At 57.8% G+C, this 14,168-nt stretch carries 16 protein-coding genes; 11 read left to right on the top strand and 5 right to left on the bottom strand.

Annotated features, from left to right (window positions below; genetic code table 11):
* Positions 1-29: 29 nt before the first annotated feature.
* The 7 genes from ACR0CE_RS02010 (at position 30) to ACR0CE_RS02040 (ending at position 7,034) form a co-directional block, all read left to right on the top strand.
* The gene (locus tag ACR0CE_RS02010; protein ID WP_480830700.1) at positions 30-809 is read left to right on the top strand and encodes an SDR family oxidoreductase; all 780 of its coding nucleotides are present in this window, start codon (positions 30-32) and stop codon (positions 807-809) included.
* Positions 810-811: 2 nt separating this feature from the next.
* The gene (locus tag ACR0CE_RS02015) at positions 812-1,924 is read left to right on the top strand and encodes a hypothetical protein (protein WP_480830701.1); all 1,113 of its coding nucleotides are present in this window, start codon (positions 812-814) and stop codon (positions 1,922-1,924) included.
* Positions 1,925-2,030: 106 nt separating this feature from the next.
* Positions 2,031-3,080, top strand: coding sequence for a methyltransferase domain-containing protein (locus ACR0CE_RS02020; RefSeq protein ID WP_480485428.1), 1,050 nt, complete (start codon positions 2,031-2,033; stop codon positions 3,078-3,080).
* A gap of 107 nt (positions 3,081-3,187) precedes the next feature.
* On the top strand, positions 3,188-4,255 hold the full coding sequence (locus ACR0CE_RS02025) for an ABC transporter ATP-binding protein (RefSeq protein ID WP_480565252.1): 1,068 nt from the start codon (positions 3,188-3,190) through the stop codon (positions 4,253-4,255).
* A gap of 114 nt (positions 4,256-4,369) precedes the next feature.
* Positions 4,370-5,152 carry a 5'/3'-nucleotidase SurE gene (surE, locus tag ACR0CE_RS02030; protein ID WP_267364192.1) on the top strand — a complete coding sequence of 261 codons (783 nt, stop codon included), beginning with the start codon at positions 4,370-4,372 and terminating at the stop codon, positions 5,150-5,152.
* Entirely contained in the window at positions 5,149-5,799 is a 651-nt protein-coding gene (locus ACR0CE_RS02035; RefSeq protein ID WP_209503723.1) for a protein-L-isoaspartate(D-aspartate) O-methyltransferase, read from the top strand. The genes surE and ACR0CE_RS02035 overlap by 4 nt, the downstream gene beginning before the upstream one ends.
* 62 nt (positions 5,800-5,861) lie before the next feature.
* Positions 5,862-7,034, top strand: coding sequence for a peptidoglycan DD-metalloendopeptidase family protein (locus ACR0CE_RS02040; RefSeq protein ID WP_480830704.1), 1,173 nt, complete (start codon positions 5,862-5,864; stop codon positions 7,032-7,034).
* A 62-nt stretch (positions 7,035-7,096) separates the two neighbouring features.
* Here ACR0CE_RS02040 and ACR0CE_RS02045 read toward each other — a convergent pair whose 3' ends face one another.
* Positions 7,097-7,768, bottom strand: a complete 672-nt coding sequence (locus tag ACR0CE_RS02045) for a helix-turn-helix transcriptional regulator (RefSeq protein WP_267364189.1) — start codon at positions 7,766-7,768, stop codon at positions 7,097-7,099.
* Positions 7,769-7,789: 21 nt separating this feature from the next.
* Positions 7,790-8,095 carry a hypothetical protein gene (locus ACR0CE_RS02050; RefSeq protein WP_480830705.1) on the bottom strand — a complete coding sequence of 102 codons (306 nt, stop codon included), beginning with the start codon at positions 8,093-8,095 and terminating at the stop codon, positions 7,790-7,792.
* Between the two features lie 222 nt (positions 8,096-8,317).
* Here ACR0CE_RS02050 and ACR0CE_RS02055 point away from each other — a divergent pair, with 222 nt between their 5' ends.
* From ACR0CE_RS02055 to ACR0CE_RS02070, 4 genes are all read left to right on the top strand, one after another.
* Positions 8,318-8,533: a twin-arginine translocase TatA/TatE family subunit gene (locus ACR0CE_RS02055; protein ID WP_209503727.1), complete on the top strand. Its 216-nt coding sequence runs from the start codon at positions 8,318-8,320 to the stop codon at positions 8,531-8,533.
* 6 nt (positions 8,534-8,539) lie between these two features.
* Complete coding sequence (gene tatB, locus ACR0CE_RS02060) at positions 8,540-8,998, top strand: Sec-independent protein translocase protein TatB (RefSeq protein WP_267364187.1); 459 nt, start codon at positions 8,540-8,542, stop codon at positions 8,996-8,998.
* Positions 8,995-9,873, top strand: a complete 879-nt coding sequence (gene tatC / locus ACR0CE_RS02065) for a twin-arginine translocase subunit TatC (protein ID WP_480830707.1) — start codon at positions 8,995-8,997, stop codon at positions 9,871-9,873. The genes tatB and tatC overlap by 4 nt, the downstream gene beginning before the upstream one ends.
* Before the next feature lie 117 nt (positions 9,874-9,990).
* Positions 9,991-10,833, top strand: coding sequence for an ATP-binding protein (locus ACR0CE_RS02070; protein ID WP_267364184.1), 843 nt, complete (start codon positions 9,991-9,993; stop codon positions 10,831-10,833).
* Positions 10,834-10,893: 60 nt separating this feature from the next.
* Here ACR0CE_RS02070 and ACR0CE_RS02075 read toward each other — a convergent pair whose 3' ends face one another.
* The 3 genes from ACR0CE_RS02075 to purF all read right to left on the bottom strand — a co-directional run bounded on the left by ACR0CE_RS02075 (position 10,894) and on the right by purF (position 13,651).
* Positions 10,894-11,538, bottom strand: a complete 645-nt coding sequence (locus tag ACR0CE_RS02075) for an SDR family NAD(P)-dependent oxidoreductase (protein WP_480830709.1) — start codon at positions 11,536-11,538, stop codon at positions 10,894-10,896.
* Between the two features lie 42 nt (positions 11,539-11,580).
* A complete protein-coding gene (locus ACR0CE_RS02080) occupies positions 11,581-11,829 on the bottom strand; it encodes a hypothetical protein (protein ID WP_209503732.1) in 249 nt (82 codons plus the stop codon).
* Between the two features lie 298 nt (positions 11,830-12,127).
* Positions 12,128-13,651, bottom strand: coding sequence for an amidophosphoribosyltransferase (gene purF, locus ACR0CE_RS02085; protein ID WP_267364182.1), 1,524 nt, complete (start codon positions 13,649-13,651; stop codon positions 12,128-12,130).
* Between the last annotated feature and the right edge of the window lie 517 nt (positions 13,652-14,168).

Raw genomic sequence — 14,168 nt, forward strand, 5'->3', positions numbered from 1 at the left:
ATGCGGCGATGACTGACAGGGAGGATCCGATGGACCTTGGAATAAAAGGAAAGCGCGCGCTGGTCTGTGCCAGCAGCAAAGGGCTGGGTTTGGGCTGTGCCGAGGCTTTGGCTGAGGCCGGCGTAAATCTTGTGATGAATGCGCGTGGTTCGGACGCTTTGGAGAGCGAGGCGGCACGCCTCAGGTCAGAGCATGGCGTAGAGGTACAAACAGTCGCGTGTGACGTGACGACTGCGGAAGGGCAGGCGCGGGTGATCGAAGCGGCGCAGGGCGTTGATATTCTTGTGACAAATGCTGGTGGACCGCCGCCGGGGTTATGGTCGGACTGGGCGCGTGATGATTTCATCAAGGCGCTGGATGCCAATATGTTGACCCCCATTGCGTTCATGAAAGCGCTGCTTCCCGGAATGATGGACAAAGGTTGGGGGCGGGTGGTGAACGTCACCTCACAATCCGTGCGCGCGCCAATTGCGGTGCTGGGGCTTTCGAATGCAGCCCGCACGGGTTTGACCGGATATGTCGCGGGAACTTCACGCCAGGTTGCACCGCATGGCGTGACCATCAACAACCTGCTGCCCGGCATTCACGCAACGGATCGCGCGGATGCGCTGGACAGCGGCGTGGCTTCCCAGCAAGGCATCTCGATCGAAGACGCCCGCGCAAACCGTTCGGCGACCATTCCCGCGCGACGCTATGGAACGCGGCAGGAATTCGGGGCTGCCTGCGCGTTCCTGTGCTCTCAACATGCGGGGTTCATCGTTGGTCAGAACATTCTGCTGGATGGCGGCGCAACCAATTTGACGATGTGACCATGGCGCAAGGGTTTTCGTTGAAAGATCAGATGTTCAACGCTGAGAAAGTCAATTATCTCAGCGGTTTGTTTTCTGATTCTCATGCAGAATTTGATGCACTGGCATTCCGATCTGCGGTCATGTCGCGATTGCTGGAGTTAGAGCTGAAGGATCGGATCATCTGGATCGCCACTTGCCTTCAACAGGCGGTGCCCGGTGATTTGCCTGGTGTTGCCCCGACGATCCTGCGCGCCTTGCCCGCACCTTTGGATCCGACGAAAACGGATGACGATTTTGGCGATTTCATCTTTGCGCCGGTCGGTGAGTGGGTAGCGACCATAGGTCTTGAGCATGTTGATCTGGCTTTAGACGTGATGGAGGAACTGACACAGAGGTTTTCCATGGAATGGGCAATCCGTCCGTTCCTGAACCATGACCCGGACCGGGTGTTGCGGCGGATGCAGGACTGGTGCTCTCATGACAGTTACCATGTGCGCAGGCTGGTCAGCGAAGGGACGCGCCCCCGATTGCCATGGGGGCAGGCGGTCGCATTGGGTTTGCAGGACCCGCTGCCGTTGCTGGACAAGTTGCACATGGATTCGACGCGGTATGTCACCCGGTCCGTATCCAATCACCTGAATGACATCACCAAGAAAGACCCGGATCTGGTATTGGATCGCCTGACGGCGTGGCGCAGCCAGGGTCATCAGAATCAGGGCGAGCTGGACTGGATGACGTCACACACCCTGCGCGGGCTTGTGAAAGCGGGGCATCCTGAAGCGATGAAGATGTTAGGCTATGACCCGGAAGCGGAAATCGAGGTCGCAGTCAACCTGACCTCCGAAGCTCGGATTGGGGACGCTCTGGCCTTTTCGGTCACTTTGAACGGGTTTGGAGATCTGCCAGTTCTGGTTGACTATGTCATTCATTTTCAAAGACCTGGCGGGAAAATCTCAGCCAAGGTGCACAAGTTGAAGCAGGCGGCTTTGAAGAACGGGAAACTGACGTTGGAAAAACGCCACAAGTTGAAGGGCGACGCCACAACATTCAAGTTGGTTCCCGGCGCACACCGGCTTGAGGTTCAGGTGAATGGCAAAATTCGCGCGGGCGTGGACTTCGACCTGCTTGGGTAATACCGCGCAGGACCACTCACGCTTTCGTCAAAAGCGCCTTCGCCGGATTGCGAACACCCGGCGGCTGCTTTAGCTCGGACATGACCATTTGCGAGGGAAAAGCGCGATGAAACATGAATCGGTGCAGAACTATTATGGTGAAGTCCTGCAAAGCAGTGCTGACTTGCAGACCAATGCATGCTGCACGCCTGACGACATGCCCGGTCATGTCAAAAAGATCCTTTCAAAGATTCATGACGACGTACTGACACGCTACTATGGTTGCGGTCTGATTGCCCCACTTGATCTGGAAGGCATGTCGATCCTTGATCTGGGGTGTGGGGCCGGGCGGGATGTATATGCCTTGTCCGCCATGGTCGGCGAGACGGGCCGGGTGGTGGGTGTCGACATGACGCCCGAACAACTGGACGTCGCCCGCGCGCATCAGGAGTATCACGCCGAAGCATTTGGATATGCCCGCAGCAATGTGGAGTTCCATCACGGCTATATCGAAAAACTGGATGAGCTTGATCTGGAACCCGGATCGTTCGATATCATCGTCTCGAACTGCGTAATCAACCTGGCCACGGATAAGAATGCGGTTCTGCGCGGCGCGCATCGGTTGTTGAAAGAGGGCGGCGAGATGTATTTCTCGGATGTCTATGCTGACCGCCGTATTCCGCAGGCGATGGCCGAAGACGAAGTACTTTATGGCGAGTGCCTGTCCGGCGCGCTTTATTGGAATGATTTCCTGTCAATGGCTCGAACGGCCGGTTTCGGCGACCCGCGCCGTGTGACGCACCGTCCGCTGACGATCGAAAATCCGGTATTGGAAGAGCGTGTTGCGCCGTTGAAGTTCCTGTCCGCGACATACCGACTGTTCAAACTGCCCGCATTGGAACCGGCTTGTGAAGATTATGGGCAAGCCGTGATCTATAAGGGAACCGTGCCGAACGCACCGCATGAATTTGTTCTGGATGACCATCACGTTATCGAATCCGGCAAGGTGTTTCCGGTCTGCGGCAACACCTGGATGATGCTGAAAGACACCCGATTTGCCCGTCACTTTGACTTTGTCGGCGATTTTTCGACCCATTATGGCATTTTCGAAGGCTGTGGTGGCGAAAGCCCTTTTGAAGCCGTGGGTGCATCTGTCGCTTCTGGCGGGTGTTGCTGATCCCTTGCACCTGAGGGGCGGGGTTGCTATCCCCGCTCAAGCCCGATGGATTTGATCGGGAAAGGCAACGGGGTCCATCGGTGACAGGTAACGCAATTCCACCGCGTCTGGAAATTCGCAACATTATCCGTCGGTTTGAGGGGCGGGTTGTTGTGGATGATGTTTCGCTGACCGTTCAGGCAGGCAAGGTGACTTGTCTGCTGGGGCCGTCGGGCTGCGGGAAATCCACCACGTTGCGCATGATCGCCGGTGTCGAGATGCAGGACTCGGGTGAGATTTATGTTGATGGCAAGCTGATCTGCGACACCGTGTTCCGGGTGCCTCCGGAACGGCGCGAGATCGGACTGATGTTTCAGGACTTTGCACTGTTCCCACATCTGAGCGTGGCCAAAAACGTAGCCTTCGGCCTTAAGGGCAACAAGGACGAAAAACGCGCCCGGGTCGAGGAGTTGTTGCAGAAGGTCGACCTGATGCGGTTCATCGATGGTTTTCCGCATCAACTATCAGGTGGCGAGCAACAACGCGTGGCGTTGGCGCGTGCCTTGGCGCCGCGCCCCCGCATCATGCTGATGGACGAGCCGTTTTCGGGTCTCGACAACCGTTTGCGTGATGGTATCCGTGACGAAACGCTGGCCATTCTCAAGGAAGAAGATGCCGCCGTACTGCTGGTCACGCACGAGCCTGAAGAAGCGATGCGCATGGCCGACGAGATCGCCCTGATGCGGCGTGGCAAGATCGTGCAACAGGGCGCTCCCTATAACGTCTATACGCGTCCCGCAGACAAGGCAGCGGTGGCGTTTTTCAGTGATGTCAACGTTTTGCGGGCGCAAGTGAATGGCGCATTGGCGGACACGCCCTTTGGTCAGTTCCTGGCGCCGGGCATTCCGAATGGTACGGATGTCGAGATCGTTTTTCGCCCTCAGCACATCAAGCTGGACTTTGACCGCAACGGCAAGGGGCCATTGCCGACACCAACAGATGGTGTGGCAGCCCGTGGTGTCGTTGAACGTGCGCGATTTCTGGGCAATGAAAGCCTGGTGGAGTTCCGCATGGACTATGATGGTTCGATCCTGAGGGCGACGGTTCCAAACGTGTTTGTCCCCAACCAGGGCCGGGTGATGTGGCTGACCATCCGCCGCGACAGATGTTTCGTTTTTCCCGAGACCAGGCGCTGATCCTTCGTTTTCCGCCCAAGTGGTGCGCGAAATCCTCAGATTGCGGGGCCACGTCGCTTGCCGCAACGCAGGCCCGGGTCTATCAAGAGCCAAACGCGGGGGTAAATCGGGCACATGCGAATTCTTCTGACCAATGACGACGGGATCAATGCGCCGGGCTTGATCACGCTTGAGGCGATTGCAGCTGAGCTGGCCGGACCGGATGGAGAGGTCTGGGTGGTCGCGCCCGCGTTTGAACAGTCCGGGGTCGGGCATTGCATCAGCTATACCCACCCGATGATGGTCGCCAAGCTGGGAGAGCGGCGCTTCGCAGCCGAAGGATCGCCTGCCGATTGTGTATTGGCAGGGCTTCACGATGTCATGTTGGATACCCCTCCCGATCTGGTTCTGTCCGGCGTGAACAGGGGTAATAACTCGGCCGAAAACACGTTGTATTCCGGTACGATCGGCGGCGCGATGGAAGCGGCATTGCAGGGCGTCCCAGCGATTGCCCTGTCGCAATACTTTGGCCCTCGCAACCTGGGCCTTGACGACCCGTTTGAGGCAGCCGCCCGGTATGGTGCAGATCTGGTGCGCCGGATTCTGGACGCAACTCCGGCAGAACAGGGTGATTACCGGCTGTTCTACAATGTGAATTTCCCACCGGTTCCGGCAGACGATGTTCTGGGCACGCGGATTGCGGCGCAGGGGTTTCGGCGCGATACGCGTTTTTCGGTCGAACCGCACAGCTCGCCTTCAGGGCGGCGGTTCCTGTGGATCAAGGGCGGCTATCAGCACAATCCGACCGCACCCGGAACGGATGCGGCTGTTAATCTGGAAGGCTATATCTCGGTCACGCCGATGCGCGCTGACCTGACTGCACATGACATGCTGGAGGCATTGAAGGCGGTCGAATGAGCGGACTGGACCCTGAAACCGTAATGCAATTCCTGTTTGCCCTGCGCAAACGGGGGGTCACGGATGCGCGCGTGTTGGCTGCGATGGAGCAGGTGGACCGCGGTCGCTTTGTCACCGGCCTGTTTGCAGGGCGCGCTTACGAGGACATGCCGCTGCCGATTTCCTGCGGCCAGACGATCAGTCAACCCTCGGTCGTTGGTCTGATGACGCAGGCCCTGAACGTGAGGCCCCGGGACACGGTGCTCGAGATTGGGACAGGTTCGGGTTATCAGGCAGCTATCCTGTCCAAACTGGCCCGCCGGGTCTACACAGTGGAACGCCACAGGCGGTTGGTGAGCGAAACAAGCAAGCTGTTTGCCGACCTGGGCCTGACGAATATCACTTCGATGTTGTCGGATGGGTCATTTGGCCTGCCGGAACAAGCCCCTTTTGACCGGATCATTGTCACAGCCGCGGCCGAGGATCCTCCGGGCCCGCTCTTGGCGCAGCTGAAAATCGGGGGTATTATGGTTTTACCCGTGGGCCAGTCGGACGCGGTGCAGCAGTTGATCAAAGTGACGCGCACCGAAGATGGTCTGGACTATGACGAATTAACGTCTGTCCGTTTCGTGCCCCTTCTGGAGGGGCTTGGAAAGGACGAGGCGTAATAGGCTTAAAGAATTGGTCGCCGGAACTCCGGGTAACAGGGGCAGGCGTTGAGGACAGAATTATGAGAGCAGTATCCAAATCAGCAATGCGCCGCTGTGCGACCGGGGTGGCCGCTCTGGCCATTCTGGCCGGGTGCGAGGGGCCTCTGGATTATGACCTTCGCGGGCAGATCGGTGGATTTTCGACCACCAATGCAGCGCAATCCGCGACGGCATCCCGCCCGGCACCAGACAGCAGGGGTGTCATTACATATCCGAACTACCAGGTGGTCGTGGCGCGCCGCGGCGATACGGTGCGGGACGTGGCCGCGCGGGTTGGCCTGCCCGAGGGCGAGCTTTCGCGTTTCAACGGCCTTCAGTCAACGGACACGCTAAGAGAGGGTGAGGTTCTTGCACTGCCACGCACTGTTGGTGCTGGCAGCGGTGTGGACATCGCGTCGGTTGCCGGGTCTGCAATTGATCAGGTGCCGTCGTCGGGTTCGGTTCAGACCACAACACTGGAACCTGCGAAACCGGCACCAACACCCGCGCCGGTGTCAGCTGGGCCGGAGCCGGTCAGGCACAAGGTCAAGCGGGGTGAGACGGCCTATACAATCTCGCGCCTCTACCAGGTGCCGGTTGAATCTCTGGCGGAATGGAACGGGCTGGGATCTGATTTTACCGTGCGTGAAGGTCAGTACTTGTTGATTCCGGTCAAGAACCAGCCAGCGCCCCGGCAAAATGCGGCTAGTGCCGCGCCCGTTCCCGCCACGGAGGTGACGGAACCGGGACAGGGATCACCGACGCCGACGCCACCCAGCGCTACGCAGCCCTTGCCGGACGAAAAAGTTGCGCCATTGGCCGAGGCCCCCGACGTGACCGCCGAAGCGCCAACTAATACGCGCACTTCCGCGCTGTCCCTGCCGGTTGGCGGCACTATCATTCGCGGCTATGACAAAGGCAAGAATGAGGGCATCGACATCGCTGCCGCTCCGGGTACGTCGGTCACAGCTGCCGAAGCCGGTACGGTTGCGGCGATCACAGCGGACGCGGATCAGGTGCCGATCATTGTGGTCAAGCACAACAACGATCTTCTGACTGTCTATGCAAATGTCGACAAGATCACCGTCAAGAAAGGCGATAAGGTACGCCGTGGTCAGAAGCTGGCTCAACTGCGGGGCGGCGACAATGCCTATGTGCATTTCGAAGTCCGCAAAGGGTTCGAGTCCGTAGACCCGGAACCTTATCTGAAGTGAGACTAGATGGCCCGTACCGGGCCATGCCTTCGGCGAGAGTATTTCTGAAAAGATGAAGCCTGTCAGACGTACGGGTCGTAGTCGCTCAGGCGCTTTCCAGGTTCGTCGGCGAAGATCTCCGGAAGGGGTGAAACAGCTTCGATCAGGTCGATTCGAAAAACACGAAATCCGTTGCGCAGCTCGCACCAGGCAGTAAGGGTCCAGACCCTCCCCCAGTATTCCATATGGAGCGGGCGGATGGTGCGTTCGGTCAAAACGCCGTCGATGCGGCGATAAGACAGGTGAAGTTTCTGACGTGATTTGATGGCTGCGCGGATCGGTGCCATATGGGCAAGGCCCCTTGCGGCATCGGCAAACGGGTAGACCGCGAATTTCCAGCTGTCCGCCTCGGCCACGACCTGCGTTGGCAAAACAGCGTCGATCTTGTCGGCAAGCGATTGTGCGGCAGCCTTCAGGTCAGTATCCGCGGCCTCGGCCACGATGGCCATGCCAAGATTCAGCGCCTCAAGCTCGGCTGTGGTCAGGTTCAACGGGGGCAGGGTGATCTGCTCGCGCACCATGTAGCCGACACCGCGCTCTCCCTCGACCGGAACGCCCGAGGCAACAAGCGTATCCATGTCGCGATAGATGGTGCGGACCGACACTTCAAGCCGGTCTGCAATGTCCTGCGCGCGGTGCAGTTTGCCATCGCGCAGGATCTGGATGATATCGAACAGGCGGTCAGTGCGGCGCATGACACGCCGTTCTGACTGCGTTTAGGCAGTCATGTTCCATAGGACTTTCTCGTGACGCATCTGGATACTATCGGGATTGATGACCGCCATCATGCCTGCCGCACATTCCTGTTGCGGAAACTGCGCAGCGGCGTCCTCTGCCGCTTTCAAATCGGTCCAGACAACATAATCGGTCCAGCGACCATCTTCGCCCTGGCTAAGCTGCCGATGGGCGAAGCCCGGCGCGCTGCGCACAAAGGCCTCAGACGCCTGACTGAGTTTCACGAAATCTTCCGGTGTGGTGCCATTGGCCAGGGTGAAGGTGACGATTTCAGCAACGTGGGTCATTTAAATCTCCATTGACCTTGTTTCGACGCCAAATCCCTAACGGATAGCAACTGACATAAACCTGTCAGTTGATAATTGCGACCCCTTAGATTCCTCGCGTTTTCCAAAATTTTTGCCCGCAACCCGTTGCAGATGCCTTTTGAGACCAGTGATCGAGGCGTAAAGACTGAGTCAGTTGATGTTCCCGGCGCGCAAACGTGCCGACGAAAAAGGAGAGAAGACATGCTCAACAATATTGGCCTTCCTGGCCTGCTGCTGATCGCCGTTGTGGTTCTGGTTCTGTTCGGGCGCGGCAAGATCAGTTCGCTCATGGGCGAAGTCGGCAAAGGCATCACCGCGTTCAAGAAGGGCGTCAAAGACGGTTCGGAAGAGCTGGAAAAGGACGCTTCTGAGCTGGCCAAGGACGTCACGCCTGAAACCGAGAAAGACAAGGCGTAAGCGCGGATGTTTGATCTGGGCTGGACCGAGCTTCTGGTCATCGGCATCGTTGCCCTGATCGTTGTGGGGCCAAAGGACCTGCCGGTGCTGTTCCGCAATGTCGGACGTTTTGTCGGCAAGGCACGCGGAATGGCGCGCGAGTTCAGCAGCGCCATGAACGAGGCTGCCGATCAGGCCGGAGTGAATGAGATCAAGAAAGGTCTCAACGCTGCCGTGAACCCTGTGGGATCGGCCATGGACGGTGTCAAGCAAGCCGCGCAGGAGATGGCGAAAAGCATCGATCCGACAAAGTTCGACCCTGACAGCGAAACGGGTAAACTGGCGGCCGAGCGGGCCGAGCAGGCCAAAAAGGTTCAGGCGTCAGCCGCCCGTGCCACCGCCGAGCGCAAGGCCAAAGAAGCAGCCGATGCACTGGCCAAGGCAGAAGAGGCCGAAGCCGCGCTGAACACTGAAAGCAAGACATGAGCAAAACCGACGAGATTGACGATTCTTCGGCCCCGTTGATCGAACATCTGGCCGAACTGCGCACACGGCTAATCCATAGCGTTGTGGCGTTTCTGGTCGGTATGATCATCTGTTTTTCAGTGGCGACGCCGACCTTTAATTTCCTGACCAATCCCCTGTGTGACGTTCTGGCTGAGCGCGGGCAGGATTGTGGCCTGATCTTCATCTCGCCACAGGAAGGGTTCTTTGTTGCGATCAAGGTTTCCCTATTGGGTGGGTTCATTCTGGCATTTCCCTATATCGGGATGCAGATGTGGCGCTTTGTAGCACCGGGCCTCTACAAGTCCGAGAAAAACGCGTTCCTGCCTTTCATGCTGGCTTCGCCCTTTATGTTTCTCCTGGGCGCAAGCTTTGCCTTCTATGTCGTCACGCCTCTGGCCTATGACTTTTTTCTCGGGTTCCAGCAATTCGGGGCTGAGGGTGAAGCCGTGGCCGACGGGGTCAACGCGGCACCGCTGAGTGTGGTGTTCCAGGGCTCAGCCCAGGAATATCTGAACCTGACGATCAAGTTCATCGTGGCCTTTGGGTTATGTTTCCAACTGCCGGTTCTCCTGACTCTCATGGGGAAGGCAGGACTGGTCAGTGCCGAGGGGCTGGGCGCTGTTCGGAAATATGCGGTGGTCGGCATTCTGGTTCTGGCCGCAGTCGTCACACCACCGGATGTCATCACACAAATCATTCTGTTTGTGGTGGTCTACGGCCTGTACGAGATTTCGATCTTCCTGGTCGCGCGAGTAGAAAAGAAACGCGAGGACCGGTTGCGCGCTGACGGTTATTACGATGATGAAGCGGAAGCGGATGATGACATGATGCAGGAATTCGAAGACGACAAGTAAATCTGCCGACGAAAACAAAAGGGCGCGCCATCCATGGGCGCGCCTTTTTCTTTTGAAACTCTTGTTGTGCCAATTGGAACGTGCTTTGAACCCCTCAAGACAAAACCGGAGGCCCATATGGACGACCAAGCCCTGAACCGTATCGCCGAGGCGTTGGAACGCATGGCACCGGCTCCTTTGGCGGCGCCTGATTTTGCCGTTGCTCCGGCATTTGTGTGGCATGTCGAACCGGATCGACTGGAACCTGTTACACATGTCAACCGGGTCGATCTGGATCTCCTGGTCGGCATCAATCGCTCTCGCGACACGTTGATGGACAATACGCGCCGGTTTGCAGCAGGGTATAAGGCAAATAACGCGCTGCTCTGGGGTGCGCGGGGGATGGGCAAGTCGAGCCTTGTAAAGGCCGTGCACGGCTCTCTGAGCGCTGATTATGCCGACCTTAAACTGGTCGAATTGCAGCGCGAGGATATGGGAACGGTGGCGCGGTTGCTGAACCATCTGCGCGCAGCGCCCTACAGGTTCATACTGTTTTGCGATGACCTGTCGTTCAGCCACGATGATCAGCACTACAAATCTCTCAAGGCTGTTCTGGATGGTGGTATTGAAGGCAGGCCAGAGAATGTGGTCTTCTATGCCACTTCAAACCGTCGCCACCTGATGCCGCGGGATATGATCGAAAACGAACGCTCCAGCGCCATCAATCCTTCCGAGGCGGTCGAAGAAAAAGTCTCGCTGTCGGATCGCTTCGGCCTGTGGCTTGGGTTCCATCCCTGTGATCAGGACGAGTATCTTGCGATGATCGACCGCTATTGCGCCGCCTATGGCGTTTCTGTTGATGCAGAGATCTTGCGCGCCGAGGCAATTGAGTGGCAAGCCACGCGCGGGTCTCGCTCTGGCCGGGTCGCCTGGCAATTCTTCGTCGATCTGGCCGGGCGCAACGGCGTGCATATCGCCTGATCCCGGCTTCACCTGGCTGCAAATATCCCCGCCAGAGGCATGGCCCGTCAGGGCCATTTCCTAAAGCAGTGCCAGAATCCGCGCAGCTTCATCCTTGGTGCTGTTCAACACGCTCCGGTCTTCCCCGGGATGAAACCGCGCGCGGACAGCCGTGGGCATCGGCGCGGGTTCGACCACCGAAACCCGCGGACCGGTGCGTTCGGTTTCGACGGCCCAGCTGCGGGCCAGAGCCATCTGCGCGGCCTTGGTGGCACCGTAGATGCCATAAAACTTCTCGCCAGCCTTGGGATCGTCAAAAAACACCGCATGGCCACTCTCGCCCAGAAGGGGTGAGACATAGGGGATCAGAACCGAGGTCGCGTTTGCATTTGTGTTGATCGCCTTGGCCCATTCCTTGGGGTCAACAAAATGCACTGGCGTCAGTGGTGATGTGTGGATGGCTGTGTGCATCCACAGGTCAACCTTGCCCCAACGGTCATGGATGCCACGACACAGGGTCGCCATGGCGTTTGGATCGGTGATGTCCATGGGAGCCAGAGTGGCTGACCCGCCCTTCGCCTTGATACGATCGTCCAGCTCTTCCAGCCCGCCGGTGGTCCGGGCAACGGCGACGATATGGTATTCAGGTGCCAGCGCTTCGGCCAGCGCAGCGCCCAACCCGCGAGAGGCCCCGGTGATAAGGGCGATTTTTGTCTGATCGGTCATGGCTGCGGTTTGAACCCCTGCGCGAGGGGCGTCAAGTCGCGATTAGCTTCCGGGAATGGCGATCCGCTTGGTCTGGCCGCTTTGTCGCAGCATGATGCCCTGTTCGTCGATTGCTATCACCGTACCCGAGGCGACGCGGCTTCCGGGTTCAACCTCTTTCACGCGGCCCGATGACAGGCGTACCAAGGCGTGCAGTTCGGTTTTGGGCCCGAACACCCCCAGAACAGAAACAGAGTTCTTGTTTAACGCGCCCTGCTGTGTGGCCGCGCTTTTGACATTGGTGTTTGACATGGTCCGTGGCCCGGCATGAGTTCCGAACCCCTTATTTCGAGTGAGTGGTTGCCGCCCGATACCAAAACGATCAGGTAAGCAAAAGACCTTCACATACTCCACGATTCACGACGTAGCGACCTTTTTGTTAGTCCCTGTGATCGTGCAAGAATCGCCGCCGGGTTGTGGCAGATTTCCACTCATCGGTGGAACAGTATAGATGCGAGCCACCCTGAACAGGGTTGTCCTATCTGCATGCCGAACGGTTTGATTCGCGGTCTGAACAGAAGCTGGACGTGCACTCGGTGGGCGGAGTCATTCAGCCTGAGGCGAGTTTAGCCGCATTCCACGACCCGCCCGGAACCTGCATATCCGCGCGTTTCTGGCTGACACGGCTGCTGTTTTCCAGACTGTCCAGGTAATCCGCGCTAACGCTGCCTGTAATGTAATTGCCATCAAAGCAGGAACAATCAAATCCCTGGATGTCCGGGTTGCCTTCCTGGGCCGCCCAGATCAGGTCCTCCAGATGCTGATAGAACAGTGCATCAGCGCCCAGCTCTTCACGGATCTCTTCGATCTCTTTGCCATTTGCGATCAGCTCGGCCTTGGTCGGCATGTCGATGCCATAGACATTGGGGTATTTGACCGGCGGCGAGGCGCTGGCCACATAAACCTTCTTGGCCCCGGCGTCGCGGCACATCTGAACGATCTTTTTGATGGTGTTGCCGCGCACGATGGAATCGTCGATCAACAGAACGCTGTGGCCTTCGAATTCCAGCGGAACGGCGTTCAGCTTGCGGCGGACGGATTTCTGTCGCTCGGCCTGACCCGGCATGATGAAGGTACGCCCGACATAGCGGTTCTTCACCAACCCCTCGCGATAGGGGATGCCGGTGATTTTCGCCGCTTCCAGTGCCACGGGGCGGGCGCTGTCGGGTACGGGAATGATCCGGTCGATTTCCAGGCCCGAGTCCTGAATTTGTTTCGCCAGCGTCTGTCCCATGCGCATCTGGGTTTTATAAACCGAGACACCGTCCAGCAGTGAATCCGGACGTGCCAGATACACATACTCGAAGATACAGGGCGTCAGCTTGCCTTCGACCGCCTGAAACTCGTGCATGTTGCCTTTCAGGTCGATCAGGATGGCCTCGCCCGGGCGCAGATCGCGCAGCTTTTCAAAACTGTTGATGCCAAAGGCTACGTCTTCCGAAGCAAAGGCATAATCGTCCCCCTGACCGTCGACATTGCGTTTTGCGACCGAAAGGGGCCGAATGCCAAATGGGTCGCGGAACGCCAACATGCCAACACCTGCCACCAGACAAATGACTGAATAGGCGCCCTGAACCCGCTCCATCGTCATCTTCACACCGGCAAAGATGTTTCGGATCGGGTCCGAATTGCCGTTCACCTTGATAGCGTCAGCCACTTTGTCGGCCAGCACGTTCAGCAGGATTTCCGAATCCGATGTGGTGCGCAGGTGGCGGCTGTATTTCCCGGTCACTTTCTCGCGCTGTTCCGCTGTGTTGGTGATATTGCCGTTGTGAACAAGATAGATACCGTAGGGTGCGTTCACGAAGAAAGGTTGCGCTTCGGCCGCGCTGAGTGATCCGGCCGTTGGATAGCGAACATGCCCCATGCCGATATGACCCAAAAGGGTTTCAGCATCCTGGGCGTTGAACACGTCCTTGACCAGACCATTGGCTTTCTTTTCCCGGAAGAATTCGCCGTTGTAGGTCACGATCCCCGAGGCATCCTGACCCCGGTGCTGCAACATCAGCAGCCCGTCATAGATCTCAGCAAAGACATCATGTGTCCGGCTTGCGATTCCTAAAATCCCACACATTCAAGGGGCTCCAACTTCTATGACGATTTCATTCGAGGATTGGCCGCAGTTCGGCACCGGACTTTCTGCATCTTCAAAGCGGAACTGTTCGCAACACAGGAACAAGACGCCGTTAGGGCGACCATCACTGCGATCAGCGCGCATTCATACAGAAAGGACAAGATCGGTGGCTCCGATTCCGTGGCGGGTTGGCCCCCACATAATGCCTATTGGCGTGGCTGTCATCAAAGGATCACAATAGCCAAATGCCGCAGGCCAAGTTTACGCATGTCGACGTAGAAAAACGAAGATGGTGACATGCGCAAACATATGTGCTGTCATGCATTTGATTGCATACATGAACTGCTAAAACTCAGCACCTCGGGGGGACCTGAATGTGGCAACATAAACCTCCTCACAAGAACCAGGAACGGATCAGGCAGCGGTGCCATCGGTGCAGGGGATTGGGGCGCGCGTCGTGCCAGATCTGTAACGGAGCAGGCGAGGTCGCCAAAAGCAGAGATATCTTTGGAAAACC

This window comes from Ruegeria sp. L11 (assembly GCF_056531755.1).

What these genes read in the sequence shown, in the direction of transcription:
- ACR0CE_RS02010 (WP_480830700.1), top strand. Translation starts at nt 30, where the DNA reads ATGGACCTTGGAATAAAAGGAAAGCGCGCGCTGGTCTGTGCCAGCAGC.
- ACR0CE_RS02015 (WP_480830701.1), top strand. Translation starts at nt 812, where the DNA reads ATGGCGCAAGGGTTTTCGTTGAAAGATCAGATGTTCAACGCTGAGAAA.
- ACR0CE_RS02020 (WP_480485428.1), top strand. Translation starts at nt 2,031, where the DNA reads ATGAAACATGAATCGGTGCAGAACTATTATGGTGAAGTCCTGCAAAGC.
- surE (WP_267364192.1), top strand. Translation starts at nt 4,370, where the DNA reads ATGCGAATTCTTCTGACCAATGACGACGGGATCAATGCGCCGGGCTTG.
- ACR0CE_RS02035 (WP_209503723.1), top strand. Translation starts at nt 5,149, where the DNA reads ATGAGCGGACTGGACCCTGAAACCGTAATGCAATTCCTGTTTGCCCTG.
- ACR0CE_RS02040 (WP_480830704.1), top strand. Translation starts at nt 5,862, where the DNA reads ATGAGAGCAGTATCCAAATCAGCAATGCGCCGCTGTGCGACCGGGGTG.
- ACR0CE_RS02045 (WP_267364189.1), bottom strand. Translation starts at nt 7,768, where the DNA reads ATGCGCCGCACTGACCGCCTGTTCGATATCATCCAGATCCTGCGCGAT.
- ACR0CE_RS02050 (WP_480830705.1), bottom strand. Translation starts at nt 8,095, where the DNA reads ATGACCCACGTTGCTGAAATCGTCACCTTCACCCTGGCCAATGGCACC.
- ACR0CE_RS02055 (WP_209503727.1), top strand. Translation starts at nt 8,318, where the DNA reads ATGCTCAACAATATTGGCCTTCCTGGCCTGCTGCTGATCGCCGTTGTG.
- tatB (WP_267364187.1), top strand. Translation starts at nt 8,540, where the DNA reads ATGTTTGATCTGGGCTGGACCGAGCTTCTGGTCATCGGCATCGTTGCC.
- tatC (WP_480830707.1), top strand. Translation starts at nt 8,995, where the DNA reads ATGAGCAAAACCGACGAGATTGACGATTCTTCGGCCCCGTTGATCGAA.
- ACR0CE_RS02070 (WP_267364184.1), top strand. Translation starts at nt 9,991, where the DNA reads ATGGACGACCAAGCCCTGAACCGTATCGCCGAGGCGTTGGAACGCATG.
- ACR0CE_RS02075 (WP_480830709.1), bottom strand. Translation starts at nt 11,538, where the DNA reads ATGACCGATCAGACAAAAATCGCCCTTATCACCGGGGCCTCTCGCGGG.
- ACR0CE_RS02080 (WP_209503732.1), bottom strand. Translation starts at nt 11,829, where the DNA reads ATGTCAAACACCAATGTCAAAAGCGCGGCCACACAGCAGGGCGCGTTA.
- purF (WP_267364182.1), bottom strand. Translation starts at nt 13,651, where the DNA reads ATGTGTGGGATTTTAGGAATCGCAAGCCGGACACATGATGTCTTTGCT.